21 protein-coding genes and 1 pseudogene are annotated in these 25974 nt (G+C 60.7%); 7 read left to right on the top strand and 15 right to left on the bottom strand.

Going from position 1 to position 25974, the window contains the following annotated elements; translation table 11 throughout:
• Window positions 1–138 precede the first annotated feature (138 nt).
• Window positions 139–1716 (top strand): serine hydrolase, encoded by a 1578-nt coding sequence (locus tag CHH27_RS14725; RefSeq protein ID WP_094072261.1) that lies wholly within the window; start codon window positions 139–141, stop codon window positions 1714–1716.
• Between the two features lie 173 nt (window positions 1717–1889).
• Complete coding sequence (locus CHH27_RS14730) at window positions 1890–2222, top strand: DUF4265 domain-containing protein (RefSeq protein WP_157738938.1); 333 nt, start codon at window positions 1890–1892, stop codon at window positions 2220–2222.
• A gap of 70 nt (window positions 2223–2292) precedes the next feature.
• On the opposite strand, the gene CHH27_RS14735 is transcribed toward CHH27_RS14730, so the two are convergent.
• From CHH27_RS14735 to CHH27_RS14760, 6 genes are all read right to left on the bottom strand, one after another.
• Window positions 2293–3171, bottom strand: coding sequence for a PhzF family phenazine biosynthesis protein (locus tag CHH27_RS14735; RefSeq protein ID WP_157738939.1), 879 nt, complete (start codon window positions 3169–3171; stop codon window positions 2293–2295).
• A 123-nt stretch (window positions 3172–3294) separates the two neighbouring features.
• Entirely contained in the window at window positions 3295–4290 is a 996-nt protein-coding gene (locus CHH27_RS14740) for a hypothetical protein (RefSeq protein WP_094072264.1), read from the bottom strand.
• 42 nt (window positions 4291–4332) lie between these two features.
• Window positions 4333–4743, bottom strand: coding sequence for a hypothetical protein (locus tag CHH27_RS14745; RefSeq protein WP_094072265.1), 411 nt, complete (start codon window positions 4741–4743; stop codon window positions 4333–4335).
• Window positions 4744–4772: 29 nt separating this feature from the next.
• Window positions 4773–5747 carry a CPCC family cysteine-rich protein gene (locus tag CHH27_RS14750; protein ID WP_094072266.1) on the bottom strand — a complete coding sequence of 325 codons (975 nt, stop codon included), beginning with the start codon at window positions 5745–5747 and terminating at the stop codon, window positions 4773–4775.
• Window positions 5748–5971: 224 nt separating this feature from the next.
• Window positions 5972–7378: an RtcB family protein gene (locus tag CHH27_RS14755; protein WP_094072267.1), complete on the bottom strand. Its 1407-nt coding sequence runs from the start codon at window positions 7376–7378 to the stop codon at window positions 5972–5974.
• Window positions 7379–8447: 1069 nt separating this feature from the next.
• Window positions 8448–10022, bottom strand: a complete 1575-nt coding sequence (locus CHH27_RS14760) for a TROVE domain-containing protein (protein WP_094072268.1) — start codon at window positions 10020–10022, stop codon at window positions 8448–8450.
• Window positions 10023–10228: 206 nt separating this feature from the next.
• Between CHH27_RS14760 and rtcR the strand changes: the two are divergent.
• Window positions 10229–11814, top strand: a pseudogene (gene rtcR / locus CHH27_RS14765) (RNA repair transcriptional activator RtcR).
• A gap of 113 nt (window positions 11815–11927) precedes the next feature.
• A complete protein-coding gene (locus tag CHH27_RS14770) occupies window positions 11928–12440 on the top strand; it encodes a hypothetical protein (RefSeq protein WP_208988233.1) in 513 nt (170 codons plus the stop codon).
• A gap of 59 nt (window positions 12441–12499) precedes the next feature.
• On the opposite strand, the gene CHH27_RS14775 is transcribed toward CHH27_RS14770, so the two are convergent.
• Entirely contained in the window at window positions 12500–13549 is a 1050-nt protein-coding gene (locus tag CHH27_RS14775; RefSeq protein WP_198338223.1) for a dienelactone hydrolase, read from the bottom strand.
• Between the two features lie 83 nt (window positions 13550–13632).
• Here CHH27_RS14775 and CHH27_RS14780 point away from each other — a divergent pair, with 83 nt between their 5' ends.
• Window positions 13633–14775 (top strand): AraC family transcriptional regulator, encoded by a 1143-nt coding sequence (locus tag CHH27_RS14780; RefSeq protein WP_208988234.1) that lies wholly within the window; start codon window positions 13633–13635, stop codon window positions 14773–14775.
• A gap of 6 nt (window positions 14776–14781) precedes the next feature.
• On the opposite strand, the gene CHH27_RS14785 is transcribed toward CHH27_RS14780, so the two are convergent.
• Window positions 14782–15351, bottom strand: coding sequence for a TetR/AcrR family transcriptional regulator (locus CHH27_RS14785; RefSeq protein ID WP_157738940.1), 570 nt, complete (start codon window positions 15349–15351; stop codon window positions 14782–14784).
• Window positions 15352–15447: 96 nt separating this feature from the next.
• On the opposite strand from CHH27_RS14785, the gene CHH27_RS14790 reads away from it, so the two are divergent.
• Both CHH27_RS14790 and CHH27_RS28360 read left to right on the top strand, forming a co-directional pair.
• Entirely contained in the window at window positions 15448–16554 is a 1107-nt protein-coding gene (locus CHH27_RS14790) for an NmrA family NAD(P)-binding protein (protein ID WP_157738941.1), read from the top strand.
• 185 nt (window positions 16555–16739) lie between these two features.
• Entirely contained in the window at window positions 16740–17129 is a 390-nt protein-coding gene (locus CHH27_RS28360) for a hypothetical protein (RefSeq protein WP_247646109.1), read from the top strand.
• A gap of 280 nt (window positions 17130–17409) precedes the next feature.
• Here CHH27_RS28360 and CHH27_RS14800 read toward each other — a convergent pair whose 3' ends face one another.
• The 7 genes from CHH27_RS14800 to CHH27_RS14830 form a co-directional block, all read right to left on the bottom strand.
• Complete coding sequence (locus tag CHH27_RS14800; protein ID WP_094074766.1) at window positions 17410–18573, bottom strand: iron-containing alcohol dehydrogenase; 1164 nt, start codon at window positions 18571–18573, stop codon at window positions 17410–17412.
• A 304-nt stretch (window positions 18574–18877) separates the two neighbouring features.
• Window positions 18878–20266 carry an aldehyde dehydrogenase family protein gene (locus CHH27_RS14805; RefSeq protein WP_094072274.1) on the bottom strand — a complete coding sequence of 463 codons (1389 nt, stop codon included), beginning with the start codon at window positions 20264–20266 and terminating at the stop codon, window positions 18878–18880.
• Between the two features lie 227 nt (window positions 20267–20493).
• On the bottom strand, window positions 20494–21861 hold the full coding sequence (locus CHH27_RS14810) for a glutamine synthetase family protein (RefSeq protein ID WP_094072275.1): 1368 nt from the start codon (window positions 21859–21861) through the stop codon (window positions 20494–20496).
• A gap of 137 nt (window positions 21862–21998) precedes the next feature.
• Window positions 21999–23048 carry a TRAP transporter substrate-binding protein gene (locus tag CHH27_RS14815; RefSeq protein WP_094072276.1) on the bottom strand — a complete coding sequence of 350 codons (1050 nt, stop codon included), beginning with the start codon at window positions 23046–23048 and terminating at the stop codon, window positions 21999–22001.
• A 114-nt stretch (window positions 23049–23162) separates the two neighbouring features.
• Complete coding sequence (locus tag CHH27_RS14820) at window positions 23163–24503, bottom strand: TRAP transporter large permease subunit (RefSeq protein ID WP_094072277.1); 1341 nt, start codon at window positions 24501–24503, stop codon at window positions 23163–23165.
• Window positions 24503–25099, bottom strand: a complete 597-nt coding sequence (locus tag CHH27_RS14825; RefSeq protein WP_247646110.1) for a TRAP transporter small permease subunit — start codon at window positions 25097–25099, stop codon at window positions 24503–24505. Before CHH27_RS14825 ends, CHH27_RS14820 begins: the two co-directional genes overlap by 1 nt.
• Window positions 25092–25850, bottom strand: a complete 759-nt coding sequence (locus CHH27_RS14830; RefSeq protein WP_094072278.1) for an N-formylglutamate amidohydrolase — start codon at window positions 25848–25850, stop codon at window positions 25092–25094. Before CHH27_RS14830 ends, CHH27_RS14825 begins: the two co-directional genes overlap by 8 nt.
• Between the last annotated feature and the right edge of the window lie 124 nt (window positions 25851–25974).

The raw sequence follows: 25974 nt of genomic DNA on the forward strand, positions 1-25974 counted from the left end.
GCGTTTGCCGCCCACCTGATAGGTCTTCATGACCGGAACGAGGGTATGGCTTGTGCCTGTTTACCCTGTCAGTTTCCTGGCCTGTCCACCTGCAACGGGACTGCTAGTCTGGGATGCGTGACCCTACTGGAGCGAGACATGTCCCGGACCGAAATCTCCCGCCGCCTCTTATTGAGGTCTTCCGCCGCGTCCCTGGCCCTGCTGCCGTTCAGCGCCCTGGCACAAAGTCTCTCGCCTCCCCAAACGCCGGGCGTCGACGTGCCGCCCGGACAGATCGATGCCGCTGTCGCCGAACTTCCGCGGATTGTCGCGGACATCATGGCGCGCAGCGGCATTCCCGGCCTTGCCATTGCCGTGGTCCATAAGGAGGAAACCGTCTTCGCAGAAGGCTACGGGGTCAGGCGTATCGACCAGAAGGACCCGATCACCGCAGACACGGTCTTCCAGCTCGCCTCGCTGTCGAAGCCGGTCGGCGCAACGGTGGTCGCGCGGCAGGTGAGCGAGGGGGTGGTCTCCTGGTCGAGCCGCATGCGCGATCTCCTGCCCTGGTTCACGCTGTCCGATCCCGCCCGTTCCGAGAAGCTCACGATCGGCGATCTCTACAGCCACCGGTCCGGTCTGCCCGATCACGCGGGCGACGACTTGGAGGATCTCGGCTTTGGCCGCCGAACCATCCTGGAACGGCTGCACCTCTTGCCACTCGAAGCGTTTCGCACCTCCTACGCCTACACCAATTTTGGCCTGACAGCCGCCGCTGAGGCGGTCGCGCAAGCCTCCGGCACCCACTGGGCCAGCCTCTCCGAAGGCGCGCTCTACCAGCCCCTTGGCATGACCCGAACGAGTTCGCGTTTCGCGGATTTCATGACTGCAGACAACCGGGCCGTCCCGCACGCACGTGATGGCGACGCGTTCGCACCGTTGTTCCAGCGCGATCCGGATGCGCAATCGCCCGCAGGCGGTGTCAGCTCAACTGCCAATGATCTTGCAGCCTGGCTCAAGATGGTGCTCGCAAACGGCCGTCATGGCGGCAACCAGATCATTGCGCCAGAGGCTCTGCTGCCGGCACTCAGCCCTCAGAGCTTTTCCGGCCAGCCACATGCGCCCGATGCAAGAGCCGGGTTCTACGGCTTCGGCTTCAATGTCAGCGTGGAACCCTCGGGACGGATCAAGCTGAGCCATTCCGGCGCTTTCTTGATGGGAACGGGTACCTGCTTCTCGATGATCCCCTCGCTCGATCTCGGCATTCTCGTCCTGACCAACGCCGCTCCGGTCGGCGCTGCGGAATCGATCGCCGCCGCTTTCACCGACCTTGTCCAGTTCGGCCGCGAGACCCGCGACTGGTATTCCGGGTATGCGCAGCGTTTCGAGGCCTTTTTCACACCGCGCGGCCGAACCGCCGGCCTGGAACCTCCGGCCGCGGCGGCTCCGCCCCCTGAGGCACCGGCTGTCGCCGGCCTATACGCCCATCCCTATTTCGGAACGGTGGAAGTGTATGCCGTCGGTGACGGTCTTGTCCTGTCGGCCGGTCCCGAGCCGCAACTCTATGCGCTCAAACCCTGGGATGGCCCGGTGATGGTGTTCGACTTCGTCACCGAAAACGCCCCCATCGGATCCCGCTCCGCGCTAACGTTCCTGGAGATGGACAACGGCCAGGTGCGAAGCCTTGAGATCGAAGTTTTTGGGGAAGATGGACCGGCGCGGTTTCAGCGGATTTGAGACAATGGCAAACAAATTGCGGGCTTGCGGACGCCGAGCGCGTTTGACAGACAAGGCCAATTGAATCTGAAGGTGGGTGGAACACGTCGATGTAAGATACTGGCGCGCTGACGACAATCGACATATTTGCCGACACTGCGTCTTCCGGGAATCCCGTTTACGAGCGGCTCCGCGTGAAGGAACTCGCAAAGGACACTTACCGTCTCGAGCACTCTCCCGGACTGGTGCTGGGAATTGCGAAAGGCGACGTCATCAAGACCCATCTGCCCTCGCGCTCCTTTGAAATTGTGTCACGGTCCGGTTTGATCGCCGTGCAGATCTATCTCGAGTCTCCCGTGTCAGACAGAGAGGCACTTTCCATTCATGTCGAGACTGTGCTTATGGGAACCATCGACGCAATAACCGACAAACAAGTGGTTCTCTCCCTGCCGTACGCGCGCGGGTTCCAGGAAATCGAAGCCGTTCTGGAACAGATCGTCACAGGCCTGGGAAATGCCGAGTGGTAATACGGGAACGTTTACGATCCCGATGACGGCGTTACACCGCTCAATTGGTGGAATTTGGAAGTTTAGTCAGCTAAATAGAAAACTCTCCTCTCAACCGGAGCGCCGCATAGCCACCCACCGAAACGCTGGTGATGTCCTTGCCGGAAGTCCCCAGCACCGTGCGCACGATGCTTGGCCGCCCCATTTCAAAGCCCTGCTCCGCCACCAGGACCGCTGTTCCACCGGCGCCCGGCAACAGGTTCTCGGACCGGAACATGTCGCAGGCAAGCGCCCCGTTGGTGGTGCCGCTTGCCGCCTCTTCCGGATCGCCGACACCGTGGCAGAGATCGCGCAGGCGCACCTTGGCCTTGCCAAGCCCGGAGGCCTGTCGGCACCAGACACCGATCGTATCGATCGACCGGTCGCGGCAAAAAGCGCGCAAGGCGGCGTCATCGGGCCGGATCGACGCCAATGTCTCCAGATCGGCCAGCTGGACAAAGACGTGACGCAGGGCTGTCGATGACGCGGTGACGCGCCAAACGAGGTCCTGCTCCAGCCCGAGCAGCGGGGCAATCTCCTCGCGCATTACCTCGTTCCGGTCGAAGGAGGGCAACGGCTGGTGCAGGGTCACGGCGCCATCCGACGTCACTTCAACGCCAATCTCACCGGCAGCAGTTTGCTGGACATAACTGCCCGGGCCGATCCGGCCGTCTTCTTTCAGGGCAGCAAAGACCGCCAGGGTGACATGGCCGCACATATCCATTTCAGAGCGCGTGGAATGGAACCGTGTTTCATAGCGCCCGTCGGAAAGCTCCCTGACAAAGCCTGTCGTCGGCGCGCAAAGATCCGCCGCAATGCGCTGGCGTGCCGCCGGCCAGAGCGGCATGTCCTCAAAGACGACCGCTCCCATGTTGCCGCCGGTTTCATCGGCGGCAAAAGCGGCATAAAGACGGACGGGCAGGCTTTCCATTGCGGGCTCGACTACAGGTGACAACGGCGCCATCCGATCATGGCAAGCCGGCAGAGGCAATTGCGGAGAAGCGTTTTCCAGAGAATGAAGTTTGCCCGCAAGCAACCAGGCTCCCCGGTCTTTTCAGCCGCAAAACAACTCCGAAATATCAGCGCGGAACCAGCCATGTCCGTTGATGACATGAAGATGCCGACCGCGTCCGAAAAGCTTGCTCACGTTGCAGAGTGTTCCTTCCGGCAGACGCCCGCGAACCTGGCCCATCGGCTCCAGCCAGTCGCCATCGCGCCGGACCAGATGAAACATGTCCGGTGGTTCATGATACTGCCTCCCCAGGACGAGCCCCGCGTCGGCCACGGCCAGCACACTGGATCCTTCAATGTCTTGAAGCTTCAGGACCTTCGGCGAAAACAAGCCATCAACCCGGCAGATGTCAAAATCATCGCTGTAGTAAGCCCAGACCTCTCGTTGCGAAACATTGAGCGCATAGCAATCGAGAATGTATGTTTCGCGGCTCTTCGTGTTGAATTGAAACAGAACCTCGCCTTGCACATCGAAGCAGACCAGTCCGCCAGAGCTAAGCCCCCAAGGACCTGGCCCGTTCCAACCGAGATTTCCGCAAACACCCTCATCGAAATAGGACACCCAGATCCGGTTATCGCCGTCGATGCCCAGCGATTCGATCCCATCTCCGAGCAGAAACCTGTCCAGGTTTCCCGTCAGCGGATCAAAGATCGCACCGTTCAGATCAAATTTGCCCGGCCCGTGCCAGGCCGCACGTGAACCGGCAATCAGCACTCGGCCATCGGCAAACAGGTCCACCAGAGGGTGAGCCAGATCGAGCGGCGGAAACTCGATTTCATAGGACGTTTCCCACCCATCGACGACGACGAGGCGATAGATTTTTTCTTCCGACAGCCTTGGTTCGGGGAATTGAGCGCCATATCGCGTGAATGTGCCGCGCGCCTCATCGCCGAAGGGAGCTTCTATGAACAGGAACAGCCCTTCGCCGCCGGTCGATACCGATGCGGAAACAAACTCGAAGCCGGCAGGTGCAACCGGAACATCTCCGGCGTTGTGGAACCAGAGTGCCTTCTGTTTTTTATCGGATTTTTTGGCCAACTCTGCCGCCTAGCACATGCCTTCCTAACCAGGAAATACGGTTCATCTATCAGGAAACCTCCGGCAGAGATCTTCAATTGCGCAAAGCGTCCGCTCGCCCCAAGTCCGATCCATACGGGTCTCGAAAGACATGGCGTTGCCGTCCTTGTCAAAACTCAAACCGGAATCAAGGTGGAGCAGCACTGTTTCACCCTGGCGGGAAAAGGCAACGCAGGGCTCCAGGAATTCCAGACGCGTGCGTGTCTCCGGCACTTGAAAGAAACGCTTCATGTCCCGCAGCTCCCATGTCAGCAGCGCCAGGTCACGCAAAACCCTGGTGTTGCCATCGACCGAACGCGTTGCCTCGAGCAATAACCAGTTCCGGTCAAAGGCGTCCTCCGCAGCACCGAACTGGTAGTCGACGACAGTGAGAGACACCCAGTCCGTTTCATTTCCGAATTTCAGCATGTTCATACCCCGCTCACCTCCGGATAGAAGAACCATCAACGGGAGAACGTTCGAAATTCGGTCCGAAAGAACAACGTGCAGGCAAACGCGCTTTCAGGCTCGTCTGCCGAGCTCCAGTAGCGAATAAGCCAGTCGAACAGACACACTCTCGAGTTCAGAATTCTGGAGATTTCCAGCCAGAGCCGTCTTTCGTCCTGTGTGTACATCCGTGACACGTCGAAATCGGCCTCACGCATTTGATCGATATACTCGCCGCCAAACGGATAAAGACGCTGTCCCAGTCGGTCATCGAAACTTGCAATGATCAGCGCGACCATCGCGTAGGCGTATTCATCGTCAGAGGCGAGGTCCGGAAACAACGAGATGAACTCCTCGAGCCGGGCTTCATCTGCCAACTCGATTTCCCAGTCCTGCTCATCACCGCGCGCCGGCAATTGCAGCGTTTCGGTCAGATATGCGGTCGCACGCGCCGAGGCCCATTGCATCAAGTGGTCGGCACCCTCGCTCACCCGCAGCTCGTCGTTAGCGGGCAGGAACTTCAGGTCCTTGGCAGCCACCCGGGGCCCGCATTGCCAGCGATGAAAACCGCCGGACTTGCCGCGTTGCGACAGCAGGTGCCGATATTCGTACATCGAGCCCTTGTTGGGAGACTGGCAGCCTCCGGGATGGTCCGATCCAGTGTCTTCCCAGTTGCACAACCGGCAGACTTCGTAGTCTCCCCGCGCTTCTGTCAGGGTCTTGAAACCACAGCACGGGCAAGTGCCCAGATTGTCCGGCAGACCGTGAACGTCAACCTGGTCACCAGTCGCAAATTCGACCAGTTCGCCGAGAAACGGATTGGGGCTGGCACCATATTGGCTCCGAATCCAATCGAGCAGGATCTCGGCCTCCGTCGCGCCTTCAAATCCGTCCTGAACCAGAGCGTCGACCTTCAAACGACCACAGCTCTGGTGAAATTCCGCGAGTGTCCGCAAGGCCTGTTCCCGCGACAGTCTTCTGATCTTTTTCATCTTGTCCTCGGAAACTCCGAGCCCGGCACGTTGCTCCGCCGTATTGCCCTGCCGGGAACCAGCTGACCTGGTGTCGTTTGTTGCTGCCGGGACGGCAAGGGAAGACAGAACTTGCTAAACCGCTCGGCTGCGCTGCGTGGTGGGACACAGCGGCAGGCGCCGAACCTGCGGACTTGCAGTTCTGCCGGCATCCGTCCCGGGCTTTTTCCTCGACGCAAGGCGGCTTACCGCCTTGCGTCCTTTCTTTTCTTCCAGAACGGCTCCATGTCGCCGGCCATGATGCAGCCATAGGGATCGATGTAGTCCTCGATGTCGGCGAGGCCGTATTTTTCGATCTGGGCCACCACCGCGTCCGCCTTCTTGTAGCTGGACGGCAGTTCGGAGATGTCGATGCCGTCCTCGAAGAAACGGATGTCGAGACCGTCCGTTTCCGCCTTCAGCATTTCTTCCGGCGTCCTGGCCGAAGAGCGGCGCTTGTGCTCGGAGCGCGAATAGTTGCGCCCCGCCCCGTGCGGCGAGAACCCGAGCGCGTGGCCGGCATCCTTGCCGCGCACCACAAGCACCGGCTCGGCCATGTTGAGCGGGATCAGCGTCAGCCCCGTGGCATCTGCCGCATATCCGTCCCAGGCCGGGGTCGCCCCCTTGCCGTGATAGAAGAGCCCGTCCCGTTCGAAGACGAAATTGTGCTCGTTCCAGAACCGGTTCCCGGCCGCTGCGCCACTCGCCTCCACCGTTGCCTGGTGAATGGCGTTGTGGTTGGCCTTGGTCCATTTGCGGATCAGCTGCAGGGCCTCCCAATAGGCGATACCCTCCTCGCTGTCGGCCGGGATCCAGCCATTCTGCTTCAGCGTTTTCGGCGACAGCTTGCGGCGGAACTTGTCCGCGACATTGATGCCGATCTTGTAAAGCCCCGCACCCGGCCCGCGAGACCCGTGATGGGTGACCATCGCGGTCCTGCCGGTCTTGCGCGACACGCCGACAAACAGGAAGTGGTTGCCGTCCCCCTGCGTGCCCAGATGCTCCTGCGCCATGCGCAGGATCTTCGGGTTGCTCAGGAACCGGTTCTCCCGGAACTTGTCGAACAGGCTCGTCGACATGGTGAACCGCTTGCCGTTCGGCCGGCCGCCGGCACCAAAATGGGTCACGGACTGGGCCGCGTCCAGAACCGCCTTCGGGTCGGCGTCCTGAAACTCGGTCATCATCACCGAACAGCAGATGTCGGCGCTGTGCATGCCCGGATGGATCGCGTTGCGGGCCGCGACCACACCGCCGACCGGGATCGTCCCGAGCGGTCCCGCCGGACAGGCATCCGGCATGATGGCGCCGGCCTCGATGGTCGGCGTGCGCATCAGCTCTGTCATGTGGTGCATGACGGCGTCCAGGTTGGCCTTTTCGTCCGCGCTTTCCGCATCCAGGTTGACGTGGAACGGCTTTTCACCGGAGGCGGCCAGCGGCAGGGTCGGCGCCGGTTTGTAGGCTTCCAGCATCTGACGCACAGCCTCGAGCGGTTCGCCGCGATCCAGCGCGTCCTGCCCATCACGCAGGGCAGCGCCGAAGGCCTTGCCCGGCAGGTGTCCCCAGGTCGCCAGCATGTCGCTGGTGAGTTTTTCGGTTTCCGTTTCCATCGTCATCTTCGTCTCTTCTTTCCAATGGGCCCGGCGGCAAGCGGGATAGCAAGACCTTTCCGCAAATGTGCGGGCCGGGCTCGAACCGGCAATGGCCAATGTAGTCCTGCTGGCATCCGCCAGGCGTCGCGGGGCAAGGTTTGGCAGGATGATCTTTCCGCCACCGGATTGCTCCGGGCCGGGTTTGAACCGGCACGGGGACGGCTCACCGCTCCCCTCCCGGCCTTGCCGGGTGCGTCTACCTGTAATCCTGCCGGCATCCCCGAAACCGCAGCACAGCTGCGGTCAAGCTGCCGTATTTGTCAAAAGGGCCGGTCAAGGCGGCAAAGTGAAAGAAACAGAAGTGCCGGGGCCACTCCTGATCGGAGCCCGCCAATCCACGAAGGTGATGACGGATGGGGAGTCGAACCCCACGCCCGGAGATGTAGTTTCTTCCGCATCCGCCCTGACCGGCGGTCTGAAAAGGTGGCGGCAAGTTTGTGACAAGACGGCGAGTTCCAAAGCTGTAGTCCTGCCGGCATCCGCCGTGAATACTATCTGTCCTGTCTCCTTTGTGCGGCCTGCGCCGCGGGTCCAGTCGTCATGTCGGTCCGGTCAGGGCGACAAGGTGGGTGCAAAACGTTCCTGCTCTATCCGATTGAGCTACGCCGCATGAAGTGGTTGCGGCGGCGGGATTCGAACCCGCAACCTGGCGATTCACAGTCGATGTAGTTCTGCAGGCATTCGCCCTGACCGGTTTAAGTTTTTTGCAGCGGCAAGCGAGTGATGAAACAAGCGCCGGTGTCCTTCCTCGCTGGACGACATCGCAGGTTCGCGATGGCGTGGCTCGACCCACGCGTCTCCGGTGTGGATGTAGTTCCATCGGCATCCGCCACGGTTTGAAATTTCCCGGGAAGTCCAGGCGACAAGTTTGAAGAAACATCGGGGGTCCCGCTCGAGCCTGAGAGCGCCTGCAAGGAGGGGAGTCGAACCCACTCGGACTGATCCCATGGTGGAGCAATGTAGTTCCTTCGGCATTCGCCTGTCTCTTCCGGTGTACGCGGCGGGCGGATTGCCCGCCGCGTCATTGTTTGTGTCAGGTCAGCTCGATCGCTTCGATCTCGCCGACCCACTGGTCCGCATTCATTCGGTCTTCGGCAAAGGCCGCGACCTGGTCGAACACCGCGTCGGAGAAACCTCCGACATTGAGGATGTCCGGCCTGGAAACCGCCTGCGCCGTGCCGTAGGGCGCGATATCGATGCACACCAGCTTGGCGTCCGGGTTCCGCCTTTTCAGCTTCTCCCATTCCCGCATCACGCCCGTGGACGCACCGCGGTGGAGACCTGCCCAGGACTGGTTATCCGAGACCAGGATGACCAGGTCCGGCGCACGGCCCTTCCTGTTCAGCCAGATCAGTGGCGCTGCACAGTTCGTTCCGCCGCCCCACTGCTCGATGAGCTTCTGGGCATTGGTCAGGATCGTGTCGCGTGCAGTCAGCTTGACCTCACGCACATCCACCTCGAACGGCAGCACGGTCGCGCCGCGGTTGCGCCTCAGAACGGCGGCGGAGATCAGCGCGGCAACGTCGACGCAGCGCGTCACCGTGGTCGCTCCCTTCCTGTAGCCGGTCACCGGCGACACCATGGACCCGGAGACATCGGGGCAGACGACAACCTGTCCCTTGAAGGCCGGCACGTTGGCAACAGAGATTTCCATCGCATCGTGCAGGGCCTCGCGGATTTCGGCCGGCATCTCGCCCGACAGGGCCTGGTAGGCCGTCAGCAGCTGATACGGGAACACCCGCGCCTTCCTGATCCGCTTCGGATCCCTCAGGATATCGGCCACCATCCCAACTGCCTTGGCCTTGAAGAACCGCCCACCTTCGAAGACGCCGTGACGCAGGAAGGTGTTCAGGTTCATGCGCACCATGGTCCAGCTTCCGCGCTCTGCCAGCGCGGTCCAGTCTTCCCGGGTGAGCGGCAGGTGCGTCAGCATCTGGAACGGTACGTCCGGGACCCTGCGGCCCTTCGGGTTTTCCTTGAAGGCTACATAGTCACGCACTTCAACCGGCAGCTTCTCCACATCGCACGGCTTGCCGATCAGCCAGGCAAACAGGGCTTCCCGCTCCTCGTCACGAGGCTTCGGGTGCACCATCTTGATGACGTCCGCCAGGGACGGATCATTACCGATGCTGGCCTGAAGCAGCTGATAGGTGCTGGCCGTGTTCAGCCAGGCGCGCACCAGGGCCTTCGGCCGGGTTCCCAGAGACCTACGCCCGGTCTGACCGGACCGCATGATCTGCACGAAGTTGCGCAGCATCTTGCCGTCGGTCACGACCATCGGAAAAGCCTGGGCAAACAGCCCGGTATCCCTGGAGGCAAGAACCGCCAGCAGCAGGGCCGGCAGGTCTTTCATGTGACCCTTCTGGCGGGCATAGACCGCGGTCCTGGCCAGGAAATCATCCGGCACAGATTCCGTCGCCGCCAGCACCTGGTCCAGTTCCATCTCGGCACTCTGGTAGAACAGGTCTCCGATGGATCCGGTCGCCGCCAGTTGCGCAAGCTTCTGGCGATCCTCGTAAAGATAGGCGCGGCCACCAGCCAGGTTCCTGGCATCGGCCTTCTTGGCAAGGCGTCCCCTCAGGGAGGCAAAAAGCATTTTGTTCGCCATTTTCTGCTCCTCGGACCCAGCTGCCGGACAGCCGTGTCTCTCGTGTTCGTTTCGAGAAGGAGAATGCCTGCCGTTATGGCGGACAAAAACAAAAAACGCAAAATCATACAAACTATTGATTTTTATTGATTATTTTCATTATTGACATTTATGACAGTAAATAATCTTATACTTACAGATAAGGAATTATAAAATTGAATACCGACCTGAAAAAGAACGTGGTGATCGGCTTTCTCGGCACCCAACTGGATGCCGGCAAGAAGCGCCGCTGGCGACCGTCCATTGCCGTTACCCAGCACGGCACCTTTCCGGTGCACCGGCTGGAACTACTCCACGACAGGGCGTTCCACCGCCTCGCCCATCACGTGAAGCGCGAAATCGAGGAGGCCAGTCCGGCCACCGAGGTCCTGCTGCAACAGGTTGATCTACGCGATCCCTGGGATTTTCAGGAAGTCTATGGCGCGCTGTTCGACTTTGCCCGCGATTACGGCTTCGACGAGGATCGGGAGGACTATTTTGTCCACCTGACCACCGGCACCCATGTGGCCCAGATCTGCTGGTTTCTGCTGACCGAATCCCGCCATGTCCCCGCCAAACTGGTGCAGACCTCGCCGCCGCCCCGTGACGCAGACGACGTCACCGGCAACTACAATATTGTCGACCTGGATCTCTCCCGCTACGACGCCTTGCAGCAGCGCTTCGATCTTGTGGCCGAGGAATATAATGCGCTTTTGAAGGCCGGCATCGAAACGCGCAACGCCGGCTTCAACAGCCTGATAGAGCGGATAGAGCTTGTCGCGACCAACTCCGATGCCCCCCTGCTACTGCTCGGCGATACGGGGACCGGCAAGAGTGAGCTCGCCGAACGCATCTACGAACTCAAGCTGCAGCGGCGGCGCGTAAAGGGGCGCCTTGTTCACGTCAACTGCGCCACGCTGAAAGGCGAACGCGCCATGTCCAGCCTGTTCGGGCATCGCAGAGGTGCGGTCGGCAGCGGCAGCTCCGACCGGCGCGGCCTGCTACGCGAGGCAGACGGCGGCGTACTTTTTCTGGACGAGATCAACGAACTCGGGCTCGATGAACAGGCGATGATCCTGCATGCGGTTGAAACCGGCCGGTTCCTGCCGCTCGGCTCGGATCATGAAATCACCAGCCGGTTCCAGCTGATCGCCGGCACCAACAAGAACCTCGGGCACCTGGTGTCCGAAGGCAAGTTCCGGCCGGATCTCTATGCCAGGCTCAATCTCTGGACCTTCCGCCTGCCATCCTTGAGCGAACGGCGCGAGGATATCGAACCGAACATCGAATTCGAGCTGAACCGCTCCGAACGGCTGCTCGGCAACCGGGTCGGCTTCAACGCCGATGCTAGGGCGCGATATCTGGACTTTGCCACATCGCCCGGCACGGCCTGGCCCGGCAACTTCCGCGACCTCGGCGCGTCCGTGCAGCGTCTGTGCACCCTGGCCCCCGGGGACGCATCACACTCGCCCTTGTCGACCAGGAAATCGACGCCCTGGAACGGCAATGGTCGAGCGCGGAGATCAATCCGGACGATGCGCTGCTGCAGACACTGGTCGGAGACCGTCTCTCCGAGGTCGATCCCTTCGACCGGGTCCAGCTGGCTTATGTGGTCCGCATCTGCAGGAAGAGCCCCACCCTGAGCGCGGCCGGCCGCGTGCTCTTCGCCGCCTCCCGCGCCACCAAGACCAGCCGCAATGACGCCGACCGGTTGAAGAAATATCTCGATCGGTTTGGCCTGAGCTGGACGGATGTTGCTGAAAACGACCGATAAACTGGCGCTCACAAACTCGTCACAAAATGCCGGCGCCATTTTATTTCCATGTGATCGCCTCCGTTCCCACTTCAGGGCTGCAACGACATTCTCATCTGGGAAGAGAGACGACCATGACCATGACCACTTCAGAGACACGCCCGGCCGTTTCACTGCCGGCCCTCAATTTCAACACGCTCGGCCTGATGTTCATCTCAGGTTTTTTTGCCACCATCGCCTTTGACGTCTGGGGCCAGATCCTCAGCCCCGGCCTTGGCTTTGCCAACCTCTCGCCCCACGGCCTTGCTCAGAGCCTGCTCGGCAGTCTCGGCCTGCCCAACAACGCCTTTGCCGGTTACTTCGTGCACTTCTACGTGGTTGGCCTGATCGGCTATCCGCTCGGATGGATGTTCATCTTCGCTCCGCTCTGGCAGCGTGTTGTCGGTGACACCCACTGGCTTGTCCCGTCCGCGATCTACGGTTTCGGTCTCTGGATCTTTGCCATTGGCGGCATCACCTCCCTCGCCGGTCTGCCGTTCTTCCTGAACTTCACCGGCATCGTCTGGGTCGCCCTCGTCGGCCATGTGCTCTACGGCATCGTTCTGGTCGCCATGCTGAAGCTGATCGAGCGTCAGAACACTGCGTGAACCCTTTCATGAAAGGTCTGCCCCGTGCTCCCCAACCACGGGGCAGTCTGGTATTGGTCTCACTTTCCAACCGACAAACTGTTCTGAAGGACTGTTACGATTTTGTCGGCGAGCTCCTGATGAAGTTCCGCACGGGGCCGCGCCCCACCGTCCGCGCAAAGTTCATCCGTTTCCCCAATCCGCTTCAGGAAATCGGCAGCGCCTGGCGCGCATTCCGGCAAAAAGCTGAAGTGAACTGCGTTGGCAACATAGTCGAGACTTCCCGAGGAGGCGCCTTCGGCAAGTTCATCAGATTTTACCGCAATCGGAATCGTCTTCGGCAAACCGAGATTGATAAAATGGAGTGGAATGTTGACTGGCTCCAGGCTTGCCGGATCGAACACTGCCGCCAGAGCCGGATCGACCGCGACTACCGCCCGGATGCGCAGATCCTGTTCCCGTTGCTCGAACCTTGCCCGGTTGACTGAGCGTAGATCGAATGGCCTGACTTTGATTTCCTCACCGTGGCGATACGCCCTGCCTCCCTTGAACCACCGGCAATCCGCCATGCCCGGATAAGTGTCGCAATAGCGTACATAGGCTTCCACGGTCGCCAGCGCCCCGACACTTCTGAGCACCGCGGCACCGCCGAGCGAAAAACCAAGACTTCCAACCCTTTCCGGATCGATTGCCGCTCGCCACACCGGATCCTGCAGCAAGTGATCGAGAAGCGTAGAAAGGTCGTTCGTCCGCTGCCAGAGTTTCGGCGTATCTTCCGGTGTGGAATCTCCGCTTGTCGTGCCCGGATGATTTGGTCCAGCCACGACAAAACCGTTTGCGGCCAGCTCCACCGCAATCCAGGCCATGCGTTCGACGCTCGCGCCCGATCCATGCGACAGGAGCACCAGCGGATGCATGCCTTTTGCGACGGGGGCGTTTTGAAAGGCTTTCGTGCCTGCGAAGACCCGGTTTTCGCCGACAGCTTCGAGGTCACCACCGGGTAAGGCCGGATACCAGATCAGGACCGTCAGGTTTTCGTCTCTTTCCTTTGAGTGGACCAGGGTTTTCTCAAAACCGACTGTTTCGAATACCTTGGCCGAAGCGGCCGGCAGCGTGGAGGAAAGTGCCATGCACAATGTCAAAGCAGTCCTTTTTACAAAACGTTTCATAAGACCTCCTTCAGTCTGTGGAGCAATGCCGGCAGATTTGCTAATTGACGCTGAGCCGTCGTCCTCAATCGCGATTCAGTCCTTTCGAAACACGTTTCAGTCCCTCTCTGCGGGTGGTATTCTTGCTGTTTGTCCCCTTGCCCTTCGTCAACGCGTTGCTGCTGGCGCTGATCTTCGCGCGGCTTGGGCGCAGCAATGCCTTGATCGCCACCAAACCGTTCCTGCTGTTGATTGCCCTTTGCGCCCTGCAATCGGTCTTGATCGGATTGCGCTGGGGTTATGGGATCGAGGCTGTTCGCCATGCCATTCCGGTTCTTGCAGCCTCGCTGCCGCTGATAACGCTCGCATGTTTTGGAGGCCTTGCCGGAGGCATTCGGTCGGGACGAAACCTGAAAGTCTTCGCACCGTCAGCAATGGTCACCGTGGCGGTGCTGCTGTTTTTCAAACCGGAACTGGTGGATTTGGCCCTGATCCTTCTCTACCTCGCCGCCGCACTGATACTGGCAAGGCTCGCTCTGGCAGGTCCGGACGGTCTCGGAAATGCCCGTCTTGACGCCGCTGCCAATGCGCATCGTGCGATCTGGCTGGCGGCGGTCTGTCTTGGTCTTTCTGCATGCCTCGATGTGTTGGTCCTGGTGGATTTCGAGCGCTCTGGCGGCGTGCATGCCGCAGCCCTTGTCAGCAACGCCAACCTCGTCAGCCTGCTGTTGATCGGCCTCTCCGCCTTGTCTGCAGGACATGCGCAGGCAGGTACCGGGGAAGCAGAGCAATCAGAGGCCTCAAAAGCGACGTTGGCCCCGTCTCCTCAGGATGCTGAAATTGTGGACCGACTCAACAGGCTCATGTCGGAACAACACCTATACAGAGATGATAGCCTGAACCTTGCCAAGCTGTCTCGAAAGTCGGGTTTCCCGACGCGCCTCGTGTCGCAAGCAGTCAATCGGGTAACCGGTCAAAATGTTTCGCGCTTCGTCAACGGGTATCGTGTCAAGGAAGTCTGCCGGTTGCTGGCCGATCCTGACATTACAGTGATCCACGCCATGCATCTTGCCGGCTTCTCCACCAAATCCAACTTCAACCGCGAATTCCTGCGCGTAACGGGCAAAACCCCGGAGGCCTGGCGAAAAGCAGACGCAGCAGCTTTGCCGATTGACGCGGCCGAACCGGATTTGCGGACGATTAATTAATCCGACTCACGTCCTGGTCGACCAATTGCGCTCGAGCAGTTCCGCAGCGGTCCGGCCGGCTTCCAAAATGCTCTCAGACTTGCCGGCTGCCTCTGCCAGGCGCGCCAGCGTGACCGTGCCGACCATGAGCGCCAGCAGTGCCGTCCCCTGAGCCGCTGCATCGCCGGTTTTCAAAAGCGCCGACACACGGTCAACCGCCGCCACGCCCTCTCGCCGCGCGACCTCCTCGCCCCGGCTGAGATCGTTTGCCAGAGCCGCCAGGGGGCAGCCGTCTCCCCGATTGTCGACATGACATTTTGACAGATAGGTATCGATATAGTCGCGACGGGCCCTCGTCTTTTCCGCGTCGTCCGTTGCCCGCTCCATCTCCGTCAGCACATCATCGACCGCCTTGCGGAACGCGGCGGAGACCAGTTCGTCCTTCGATTTGAAGTGTCGATAGAAGCCGCCATGGGTCAGCCCGGCCGCCTGCATCACATCCGATACGCTGGTCGCGTCAGTTCCCCCGGCGCGCAGCATGCGCGCGGCAGCTTCCAGTATCTTGTTGTGAGACTTCTGCTTTTCAGCTTCTGACATGCGCGGCATCGGGGCACCTTTCTTCTGGGCTTGACAATATAGATTTCACCTATCATCTATATTTATAGATTACAACCATCATCTAAAAGGTGTCCCGTGCCCTCAAAACCGAAAATTCTCGTCACCAGCGCCGGCGGAAAAACCGGCCTGCCCGTCACCTTGCAACTGCTTGAAAAGGGGTTCCCGGTGCGTGCATTCCTGCGACGGCAAGATCACCGCGCAGTCCTGCTGAAGCGCGCCGGGGCTGAAGTCTTCGTCGGCAATCAATATGCGCTTGCTGACATGCGCAGGGCGATGGCAGGGGTTCGGCGCGCCTATCAATGTGCACCAACAGCACCGAACGGGCTGCATTTCAACGCGGTCTTCACGGTCGCCGCCAACGAGGCCGCTCTGGAGCACGTGGTCACACTCGGCCAATGGCTGACCGCCTGCGACCACCCGTCCCTTTTCACCCGGGAAGTCTATCTCTCCGACGCGCTGATCCGGCTGGCGCCAAACATGACCGTCACCTCCATCAACCCGGGCTGGTTTGCCGACAACTATCTGATGGTGATCGACATGGCGGCCCATCTCGGCCTCTTCACCATGCCGCTAGGACCGGGCCACGAGAAGAAGAACGCCCCGCCCTCCAACGAGGATATCGCGCGTGTCGTCGTTGCCGCTCTTGCCGATCCGGACCGTCACGCAGGCAGGACTTATCGCCCGACCGGGCCGGAGCTGATGTCGCCGGACGAAATTGCTGCAGCCATGGGACGCGCGCTCGGTCGCAAGGTCAGGTACCAGAACATTTCGGAGAAGATGATGACCAAGGCGCTGCGCGCAATGCCGCCCTCGAATTTTTCCGAGGCTGCCGTCTCCCAGCTCGCCATCTACGCTGAAGAATACCGGCGCGGCGCCTTTGCTGTGAGTGCGCCGACACGGCATGTCGAGGACGTCGGTGGCCATGCGCCGGAATCCTTTGAAAGCATCACCCGTCGGCTGGTCGCCAGACGCCCGGATCTCCGCCGGAGCATCTCCCGGACGGCCCGTGCCCTGTTCGGTTTTACCAGGATCGCCCTGACCCCGGCGCTCGATCTCGACCGCATCCAGTCAAGCCGCGACTACGTCCGCCTCGAAACCCCACGTTTTGCGCAGGAAACGCCGGACTGGGTCCAAAGCCACGACTTCACCCAAGCCACTGCCCCGGCAACCCGGGTTGCCTGACCTGCCACAGAAGGAAAACACCATGACCGACACATCTGTTCTTTTTGACCGCAATGCGCAATTCGCCGAAGGCTTTGACAAGGCCGACCTGCCGATCCTGCCCAGGCTGAACACGTTATTGATCACTTGTATCGACGCGCGGGTCGATCCGGCCCATGTGCTCGGGCTCGATCTTGGCGACGCGGTTGTCATCCGCAACAATGGCGGCCGAGCAACCCCGTGCCGTGATCGAGGAAATCGCCGCTCTCGCCGCCATGGTCGGCAAACTGACAAAGGCGCCGCCCGCTTTCAATGTCGTCCTGATGCAGCACACCCAGTGCGGTGCACAGAACTTCGCCAATCCGGAGTTCCAGGCGACGCTGAAGGAAAAGCTTGGAATCGACGTGTCTGAATCGGCCATCTCCGATCACGACACCGACCTGAAAAGGGACATTGCAAGGCTGCGTGATGCCCCGGTGCTTCCAGGTTCCCTGAGCGTTTCCGCCGTGCTTTACGATGTCAAGACGGGTCAACTGTCGGAGATCGCGGCTCCGGCAACACTTGCGGATCTGCGCCAAGCGGCGGCGACGGCCTGACGCTCATTGGAAGGACCAAGCTCTGCTGATTAGTCATTCCGGACAAATGCAGTAAAGCTGCACGCCGATCCGGAAACCAGCGCATCAGCGCGAGCGAAAGCGAGCACAGATTGGGGAAATTTAGGCCAAGTAATACGGAGCACCTACGGTGCGATTTGAGCGCTGGATTCCGGATCTGGCCATGCAGCTGCGCTGCAGACCGTCCGGAATGACGGCGTTGGCAGAACGCCTGGTGAGGCGCACCAGAAGGTGCGCCTCTTGTGTCCTCAGGCACAGAACGTCAGACCGTTCCCGCCTGCGCCTTGTCGAAGATTTCCAGAGCGCCGTCCTTGGTGAGTTCCACCGGATTGCCGCCGGCGGTCGGGTCGACGATGGCCATCTCCGCGATCAGCTCGCGTTTGCCATCATCGACATTCAGTCCGCCAAGCGTATGCGGCACATCGAGGTCCGCGCGCAGTTTCAGGATCGCGTCAAGCACGCCCTGATAACCACCGGAGATGCCGAGGAAGCCGGCCAGGCGCTCGAATTTCTGCTCGATCGCCGGCCGGTTGAACTGCAGCACATAAGGCATGAAGACCGCATTGGTCATGCCGTGATGGGTGTCATAGAGAGCACCGACCGGATGCGACAGCGAGTGAATCGCACCGAGCCCCTTCTGGAAGGCAACGGCGCCCATGGCCGCTGCGCTCATCAGGTGGCCACGTGCTTCAAGATCCGCGCCATCGGCGGCAACCTTCGGCAGGTTTTCAAACACCAGCCGCATGCCTTCCAGCGCGATGCCTTCCGACATCGGATGATACATCGGAGCGGAATAAGCCTCCAGGCAATGGGCGAGCGCGTCCATGCCGGTGCCGACCGTGATGAAGCGCGGCATGCCGACCGTCAGCTCCGGATCGCAGATGACGGTTTCAGGCAGCATCTTCGGATGGAAGATCACTTTCTTCGTGTGGGTCGCCTCGTTCGTGACCACGCCGGCGCGGCCGACTTCCGAACCGGTGCCCGCCGTTGTCGGGACGGCAACGATCGGCGCAATACCGGCCGGGTCGGCGCGGGTCCACCAGTCGCCGATGTCTTCAAAATCCCAGATCGGCCGGGACTGACCGGACATGAAGGCAATCAGCTTGCCCGCATCGAGGCCCGAGCCGCCGCCGAAGGCGATAACGCCGTCATGCCCACCTGCCTTGAAAGCGGCGACACCGGCATTGATGTTGCTGTCGACCGGGTTCGGCTTGACGTCGGAAAAGACGGCGGCCTGAAGACCGGCGGCCTTCAGGCTCTCGATCGCCTCTGCCACCATCGGCAGGCCGGCAAGGCCCGGGTCGGTCACCAGCAGCGGGTTGGTCATGCCGGACGCTTTCACCGCATCAGGCAATTCCTTGATACGGCCGACGCCGAAACGGACGGAGGTCGGATAGGACCAGTTGACGGAAGGAAGTGAGCTCATGGTCGTCTCGTTGGTTTGATCGTCTGTTTTTCTGCCACCACATTCCGCGATCGCAGTTGTCTTTTTTAACGTCACCGCTTGCACCCCTCTCCCCCCTTGCGGGGGAGATGTCCGCTTCAGCGGACAGAGGGGGTACCGGGCGGTATGCCTTAATTCCGGTGCCGGATTTGCCGAGAGGTTGCCCCCCCTCTGTCTCCTGACGGAGAAATCTCCCCCGCAAGGGGGGAGAGGGGAGCAAGCCCAACGTCCCAATTCCAATTGAAACGAGGGAAACCGGGCTTGCTCAGGTTTTCGTCTCGCCGCTTCAGTGTTCCACGCGGAAGTGGAACGACTTCGGCCTTGTCAGGTTATGAAAGCCGATCTCGGAGAGGGCGGCACCCTTGCCGGTGTCCTTCACGCCCGTCCAGACCAGCGCCGGGTCGAGATAGTCGCAGCGGTTCATGAAGACGGTGCCGGTTTCGATCCGATCGCCGATCTCCGCTGCTGCGGCGACATCTTCGGTCCAGATCGACGCGGTCAGACCATAGGGGCTGTCATTCATGAACTGCAGCGCTTCTTCGTCGTCCTTCACCTTCATGATGCCGACCACCGGTCCGAAGCTTTCCTCGCGCATCACCGACATCTGGTGATTGACGTCGGTCAGGACCTGAGGCGCCAGATAGGGCGTACCCGCTGCATCGGCCTCGAAACCGGACGTGTCGATATGGGCTTTGGCACCCTTGCGCAGCGCCTCTTCGGTCTGCTCGCGCACCCAGGCCGCAAAGCGGGCCTGGGCCATCGGGCCGAGGGTGGTCGCTTCGTCCAGCGGATTGCCGAGCTTGTACTGGCTTGTCAGGTCGACAAAGCCCTCGACGAACCGGTCATAAAGGCTTTCATGCACATAGACACGCTCGATGCCGCAGCAGCACTGACCGGCATTGTAGAAAGCACCGTCCACGAGATTTTCAACCGCATAATTCAGATCCGCATCGGCACGGACATAGGCGGGGTCCTTGCCGCCCAGCTCAAGACCGAGCGTGGCGAAGGTGCCGGCCAGGGCCTTTTCAATGGCGCGGCCACCGCCGACGGACCCTGTGAAATTGACATGGTCGATCAGGCCGGATCCAAGCAGCTTTTCCGTGCCGGCATGGGTCAGAACGATATTCTGGAAGACACCTTTCGGCAGGCCTGCAATCTCGAAAGCCTTGGCGAGGCGCTCACCGACCAGCAGAGTCTGCGCGGCATGTTTCAGCACGATCACGTTGCCGGCCATAAGCGCCGGCATGATGGTGTTGATCGCCGTCATGAACGGATAGTTCCAGGGCGCGATGACCATGACGATGCCGAGCGGCACGCGTTTCAGGTACCGTTTGAAACCGGCCTTGTCGGTGCGCTCGATATCGGCCAGAGCTTCAGCCGCGGTGCGCGCGCAATATTCGGTCCGCTCGATGGTGCCGCCAAGTTCGCCGCCGAAACGGACCGGACGGCCCATCTGCCAGGCCAGTTCCTGAACAACGTCGTCATTCATTGCCTTCAGGGCTTCCAGAGCCTTTTCGCAATAGGCGACGCGCTCGGCAATGGGCAGGGCCGCCCAGCCTGGCTGGGCCGCACGCGCCGCGGTGACCACGCGGTCGACAGCAGCTTCGTCCAGCGCCGGACGCTCGGCATAGACCGAGCCGTCGATCGGCGAAATCAGTTTGATCACATCTGACATTTGAACCTCTCAAACCCGCCTCTTCCGGGCGGCGTCTTCAAAAGTGGTTGGCTCTTTGATTTCCTAAGTCCGCTTCCCCACCACCCTCATCCTGAGGAGCTGCAAAGCGGCGTCTCGAAGGATCAGCCGCTTTCTCGGAGCGTGCCGCCCATCCTTCGAGACGGACCTTCCGGTCCTCCTCAGGATGAGGCTATGGTGTGTCGCGCGCCTTCTCGTCTCTTCGCCCTTTACGCCCGCTCGAAGCCGCGGGCAATCTCGTAATCGGTGACCACCCTATCGAATTCCTCCAGCTCCCATTCAGCGGCCCGCGCATAGTGGTCGATCACGGCATCGGAGAAGGCTTCTCGCAGGAATTTGGACTTGCGCAAGGTTTCACGGGCCTCGCGCAGCGTCTGCGGAATTTCCCTGGCGCGCTTGGCCTCGTAGACATCCCCGGTGGTCGGAGGATCGAGAGTCAGTTTTTCCTCGATCCCCTTCAGACCGGCTGCGATCTGGACCGCAAGCGCCAGGTAGGGATTGAGATCGGAGCCGCCGATGCGGCATTCGATGCGCAGCCCCTTGGTGCCCTCACCGCAGAGGCGGAAACCGGCGGTGCGGTTGTCGACCGACCAGACGGTCTTGGTCGGTGCGAAGGTGCCCTTCTGGAAACGCTTGTAGCTGTTGATGTAGGGCGCCAGGAAATAGGTGTAATCCGGTGCGTATTTGATCAGGCCGGCAAGGTAGTGGCGCATCGTTTCCGACATGCCGTAATGGCCATCGGCATCGCAGAAGACATTGTTGCCGTTCTTGTCGAACAGGGACTGGTGCACATGCGAGGACGAGCCGACCTTGTCATGATGCCACTTGGCCAGGAAGGACGCTGAACGGCCCTTGGCCCAGGCGATTTCCTTCACCGCCTGTTTGGCGATCGTATGATACTCGGCCGTGTCCAGCGCGGGCGCATAGCGGATGTTGAGCTCTTCCTGACCGGTTTCGGCCTCGCCCTTGGTGTTTTCCACCGGGACCCCGGCCGCATAGAGGCCGTTGCGCACCGGGCGCATGACATCCTCTTCCTTGGTCGTCTGCAGGATGTGGTAATCCTCGTTGTAGCCGGAGATCGGCTCCATGTCGCGGAAGCCGCCCTTGCGCATGTCGTCGTAGCTTTTCTCGAACAGGAAGAATTCCAGCTCGGTCGCCATGATCGGCGTCAGGCCCAATTCGGCCAGTTTCGCGACCTGGGCCTTCAGCATCGCCCGCGGCGAATGCGGCACGTCCCCATGTGTGTGGTGATCCTGCACATCGCACAGCACCATGGCAGTGCCGTCCAGCCAGGGCACCAGGCGCAGCGTCGACAGGTCCGGCTTCATCACATAGTCGCCATAGCCGCCCGACCAGCTCGTCGCCGCATAGCCCTCGACCGTGTACATTTCCAGGTCGGTTGCCAGCAGGTAGTTGCAGCAATGGGTCTCTTCATAGGCGCTGTCGACAAAGTGCTGGGCGTGGAAACGCTTGCCCATCAGCCGTCCCTGCATGTCGACGATACAGGTGAGCACCGTATCGATCTCTCCTGAGGAAACGAGCGACTTCAATCCGTCGAAGGTCAGGTTGCCAGGCATTTTCAGCGTGTCCGTTTCTTGGCCCGCGGCAGGCGGGTCGTGTTCTCAAAATCTCAAAAGTCCCGGCCCGGAGGGTTCTGCTCCGGACCGGTAGGTGTGGCCGCACCTGCGGAAAGCCGGCGCGGCCAGGGCCTGCATCAGGTGTAACGGTAAGGACGGCCTGCTTTCTGCATGTCCTGGTTATACTTCTTGAAGATCTCCACCACCTTGGCCTTGGTCGGGCTTTCGGCTGCGATCTCGTCCCAGAACGCCATGGCAGCTTCTTCAACGGTGGCCCATTCTGCATCCGGAATGGAGGTCAGCTCCATCTTGGTGCCGTTGACACGCAGGTTGGCTTCGCCGCCCCAGTACCACCACTGGCGATAATAGTGGGAGGCGTCCATGGCCAGCTGCAGCATCGATTTCAGGTGGTCCGGAAGCTCGTTCCAGCGTTCCTGGTTGGCAAAGAAGGAGCCCGCCCAGGCGCCGGAGATGTTGTTGGTCAGGAAGTAGTTGGTCACATCCGCCCAGCCGACGGTGTAATCCTCGGTGATGCCCGACCAGGCAATGCCGTCGAGTTCGCCGGTCTGGACGGCGACTTCAATGTCTTCCCACGGCAGGGTGACCGGCACGACGCCGAACTGGCTCATGAAGCGGCCGGCGGTCGGGAAGGTGAAGACGCGCTTGCCTTCCAGGTCCTTCAGCGAGCGGATCGGGTCCTTGGTGGCGAAGTGGCACGGATCCCAGGCGCCTGCGGAAATGTGCTTCACGCCGACCTTGGCGTATTCCTCTTCCCAGATTTCCTTCAGGCCGTACTGGTTGAACAGCACCGGCACGTCGAGGGAATAGCGGGACGCAAACGGGAAGTAGCCGCCGAACACGGTGACTTCGGTCGGAGACGCCATGGAATCGTCATCGGACTGCACGGCATCGATCGTGCCCTGCTGCATGGCGCGGAACAGCTCGCCCGTCGGCACCAGCTGGTCGGCCGTGAAGAGCTCGATCACCATCTCGCCGTTGGCGGCCTTGTTGAAGGCGTCGATATGCGGCTTGATGACATGCTCGGCCAGCGCCGGACCGGCATAGGTCTGCAGGCGCCACTTGATCTGCGTCTGGCCATGAACGGCCGGGGCCGCAAGCGTCGTTGCACCGGCGGCGGCTGCCGTGCCGAGACCGGCTTTTTTCAGAAACTCACGTCTATTCTTCATCTCTAGTTCCCCTAAGTTCCAGTTTCAGTTCGCGCGGGTCGGCCGTTTTCCGGCTCTGATATACCGCAGTCCAACTCCGTTCCTCCGGACGTTGTTTGTTGCCCGTTCCTCGCGCTATCTGCCGTAGACAAGCTCCGGCAGCCAGAGAGCGATTTGCGGGAAGGCCATCACGAGCGCGAGCGCCAGCATCATCACCAGGACGAACGGCGTGATCGAGCCGTAGATGTCGCGCATGGTGATGTCCTTGGGCGCCATCGCCCGCATCAGGAAGAGGTTGTAGCCAAAGGGTGGCGTCATATAGGCGATCTGGGTGGTGATCGTGTAGAGCACGCCGTACCAGATCAGGATTTCGCCGCGCGGCATGCCGAGGTCGAGCGAGGCCACCAGCGGCACGTAAAGCGGCGCCACGATCACCAGCATCGCCGTGTCGTCCAGGAAGGTGCCCATCACCAGGAAGGACAGCTGCATCAGGATCAGGATCATCCAGGGTGACAGGCCGAGCTGGTCGGTGAAGAGGTTCTCGATCGCCTTGACTGCGCCGAGACCATCAAAGACAGCGCCGAAGCCGAGCGCGGCCAGGATGATCCACATGAACATGCAGGAAATGCCGAGCGTGTTCTTCAGACACAGGATCAGGATGTCCCAGGTCATGCGGCGGCGGAAGATCGCGGCCAGCAAAGCCGTCAGGGCGCCGATGGCGGACGCTTCGACCAGGCTGGTCTTGCCCATCACGAAGGGTACCATCATGGCAGCGAAGATCACGATCGGCAGGATGCCGGCCAGCAGCAGCTTGTACTTGTCATCCTTGGAGGCTTCGCGCCCCTCGCGCGTCAGCACCGGGCCGAGCTCCGGCTGGATCTTGCAGCGCACGGCGATATAGATGACGAACATCGTTGCCATCATCAGGCCCGGCACGATGCCGGCAAGCCAGAGCTGGCCGACCGGCGCACGCGCAATCATGGCGTAAAGCACCAGCACGACCGAGGGTGGCACAAGGATCCCCAGGGAGGATCCGGCCTGGATCACCCCCGTGACCATGCGCTTGTCATATTTGCGTTTGAGAAGCTCCGGCAGCGCAATGGTCGCGCCGATGGCCATGCCTGCAACCGACAGACCGTTCATCGCCGAGATCAGGACCATCAGGAGGATCGTGCCGATGGCCAGCCCGCCATGGATCGGCCCCATCCAGACGTGGAACATCTTGTAGAGGTCGTCGGCAATCTTGGTTTCCGACAACACATAGCCCATGAAGATGAACATCGGCAGCGTCAGAAGCGGATACCATTTCATCAGCTTCATGGCAGCCGAGAAGGGAATGTCACCACCGCCGGTGCCCCAGAGCGCCAGGGCTGCAATGGCCGCGATGCCGCCAATCGCACCGAAGACGCGCTGCCCCGTCAGGAGCATCAGCATCATCGACGAGAACATCAAGAGAGCGATCAACTCATAGGACATCAGAGCGTCACTCCCTTGATCCGGGCAATGTCTTTCAGGAGTTCAGAGACGGTCTGAAGCAGCATCAGGAAGAAACCGATGATCATGATCACCTTGACGGGCCAGAGATAGGGCCGCCAGGCGGTAGGACTGCGCTCGATGAAGCCAAGCTTCTCGCTGGCCGCCGACGGACCGCCGGTAACGAAGGTGACAAAGAGATCCCACCAGAAGCTGATTGAATCCTTGCCGAAATAACCGAGCGAATAGGCCGTGGAATTGAGCGCACCATAAAGCAGCACACAGAGATAGAAGATCAGCAGGAGCACGGTGAAGGCATCGAACCAGGCCTTCTTCTTCACGCTCCATTCCGCATAGAAAAGATCCATGCGCACATTCGATCCCATCTGGATCGAATAAGGCCCGCCCAGAACATAATAGGCGACCATCGCGAACTGCGCGATTTCCAGCGTCCACAGCGATGGATTGAAAAAGGTCTTGGAGATCGACGACCAGAGCAGGATCGCAGCCATCACGAAGACGCCCCACATGATGATCTTGCCGAGACCGCGGTTGAAGCCGTCGACGATACGGATGTAGAGGCTGGCGACCTTAAACACGGGCGCCTCCCGCAATCGTCTCCGCAGCACGTTTCAAGACAGGTGCCAGCAGCTCGGTCCAGCGCGCTTCTTCATCCGGGGTGCGGACTTCGTCGTTGCGGATCTCGATCATCAGACACGGCAATTGCCGGTCCTCGCCGTGACGGCGGATCGTGTAATAGACCCCGTCCGCCGGCGAATAGGGTTCATTGTCGCCCACCGTCAGATCGCCGCGCGCAGCCAGATCGGACAACACCGGATCGGCGAGGCGGCGATCGTTTTCGGAGATCAGGCCGATTTCCCAGGGGCGGGACTTGCCCTTGTAGACCGGCGTGAAGGAATGGATCGAGACAACGGCGCTTGGCAGTCCCCTGTCCTTGCGCTCGTTCAGAACCTTGTCGATCGCCTTGTGGAACGGCCGGTGCGCCAGGTTGAGCCGGAACGCCTTTTCATCGGCAGACAGATCCCGATTGCCGGCAATCTGGGTGGTCTCGCTCAGGCACGGGATCAGATCGGCCCGGCTTTCTTCGCGGTTACAGTCGATGATCAGCCGCGAGACGGTCGTCGCGACCAGCGGGGCATCCAGCGCCTGCGACAGGCCGCGCGCAACACCGAGCGCGCCCGGGTCCCAGGCAATATGGGCGATCTTGTCGGCATCCGAGATCTGCAGGCTGGTGTCATAGGGCGGAGGCAGAAAATTGGAGGCATGATCGCAAACCAGAACAAACGGCCCGGCGCCCTCCGCGTTTTCAACCGCGACAGCCCGGTTCATTCCTCCTGAGGGAAGACCTGCACCCATTCCCAACTCCCTGAAAGACCGACATCCAAGCTTGTAATGTTTGTTACAGGATTGCCGACTTAATTAAGATCTGTAATATTTGATACGCAGATTGGAA

Origin of the sequence: Labrenzia sp. VG12 (assembly GCF_002237595.1) — a bacterium.
GTDB lineage: Bacteria > Pseudomonadota > Alphaproteobacteria > Rhizobiales > Stappiaceae > Roseibium.

What these genes read in the sequence shown, in the direction of transcription:
- CHH27_RS14800 (WP_094074766.1), bottom strand. Translation starts at nt 18,573, where the DNA reads ATGAGCTCACTTCCTTCCGTCAACTGGTCCTATCCGACCTCCGTCCGT.
- CHH27_RS14810 (WP_094072275.1), bottom strand. Translation starts at nt 21,861, where the DNA reads ATGCCTGGCAACCTGACCTTCGACGGATTGAAGTCGCTCGTTTCCTCA.
- CHH27_RS14725 (WP_094072261.1), top strand. Translation starts at nt 139, where the DNA reads ATGTCCCGGACCGAAATCTCCCGCCGCCTCTTATTGAGGTCTTCCGCC.
- CHH27_RS14750 (WP_094072266.1), bottom strand. Translation starts at nt 5,747, where the DNA reads ATGAAAAAGATCAGAAGACTGTCGCGGGAACAGGCCTTGCGGACACTC.
- CHH27_RS14820 (WP_094072277.1), bottom strand. Translation starts at nt 24,503, where the DNA reads ATGTCCTATGAGTTGATCGCTCTCTTGATGTTCTCGTCGATGATGCTG.
- CHH27_RS14745 (WP_094072265.1), bottom strand. Translation starts at nt 4,743, where the DNA reads ATGAACATGCTGAAATTCGGAAATGAAACGGACTGGGTGTCTCTCACT.
- CHH27_RS14775 (WP_198338223.1), bottom strand. Translation starts at nt 13,549, where the DNA reads ATGGCACTTTCCTCCACGCTGCCGGCCGCTTCGGCCAAGGTATTCGAA.
- CHH27_RS14815 (WP_094072276.1), bottom strand. Translation starts at nt 23,048, where the DNA reads ATGAAGAATAGACGTGAGTTTCTGAAAAAAGCCGGTCTCGGCACGGCA.
- CHH27_RS14755 (WP_094072267.1), bottom strand. Translation starts at nt 7,378, where the DNA reads ATGACGATGGAAACGGAAACCGAAAAACTCACCAGCGACATGCTGGCG.
- CHH27_RS14735 (WP_157738939.1), bottom strand. Translation starts at nt 3,171, where the DNA reads ATGGAAAGCCTGCCCGTCCGTCTTTATGCCGCTTTTGCCGCCGATGAA.
- CHH27_RS14830 (WP_094072278.1), bottom strand. Translation starts at nt 25,850, where the DNA reads ATGAACCGGGCTGTCGCGGTTGAAAACGCGGAGGGCGCCGGGCCGTTT.
- CHH27_RS14805 (WP_094072274.1), bottom strand. Translation starts at nt 20,266, where the DNA reads ATGTCAGATGTGATCAAACTGATTTCGCCGATCGACGGCTCGGTCTAT.
- CHH27_RS14770 (WP_208988233.1), top strand. Translation starts at nt 11,928, where the DNA reads ATGACCATGACCACTTCAGAGACACGCCCGGCCGTTTCACTGCCGGCC.
- CHH27_RS14785 (WP_157738940.1), bottom strand. Translation starts at nt 15,351, where the DNA reads ATGTCAGAAGCTGAAAAGCAGAAGTCTCACAACAAGATACTGGAAGCT.
- CHH27_RS14760 (WP_094072268.1), bottom strand. Translation starts at nt 10,022, where the DNA reads ATGGCGAACAAAATGCTTTTTGCCTCCCTGAGGGGACGCCTTGCCAAG.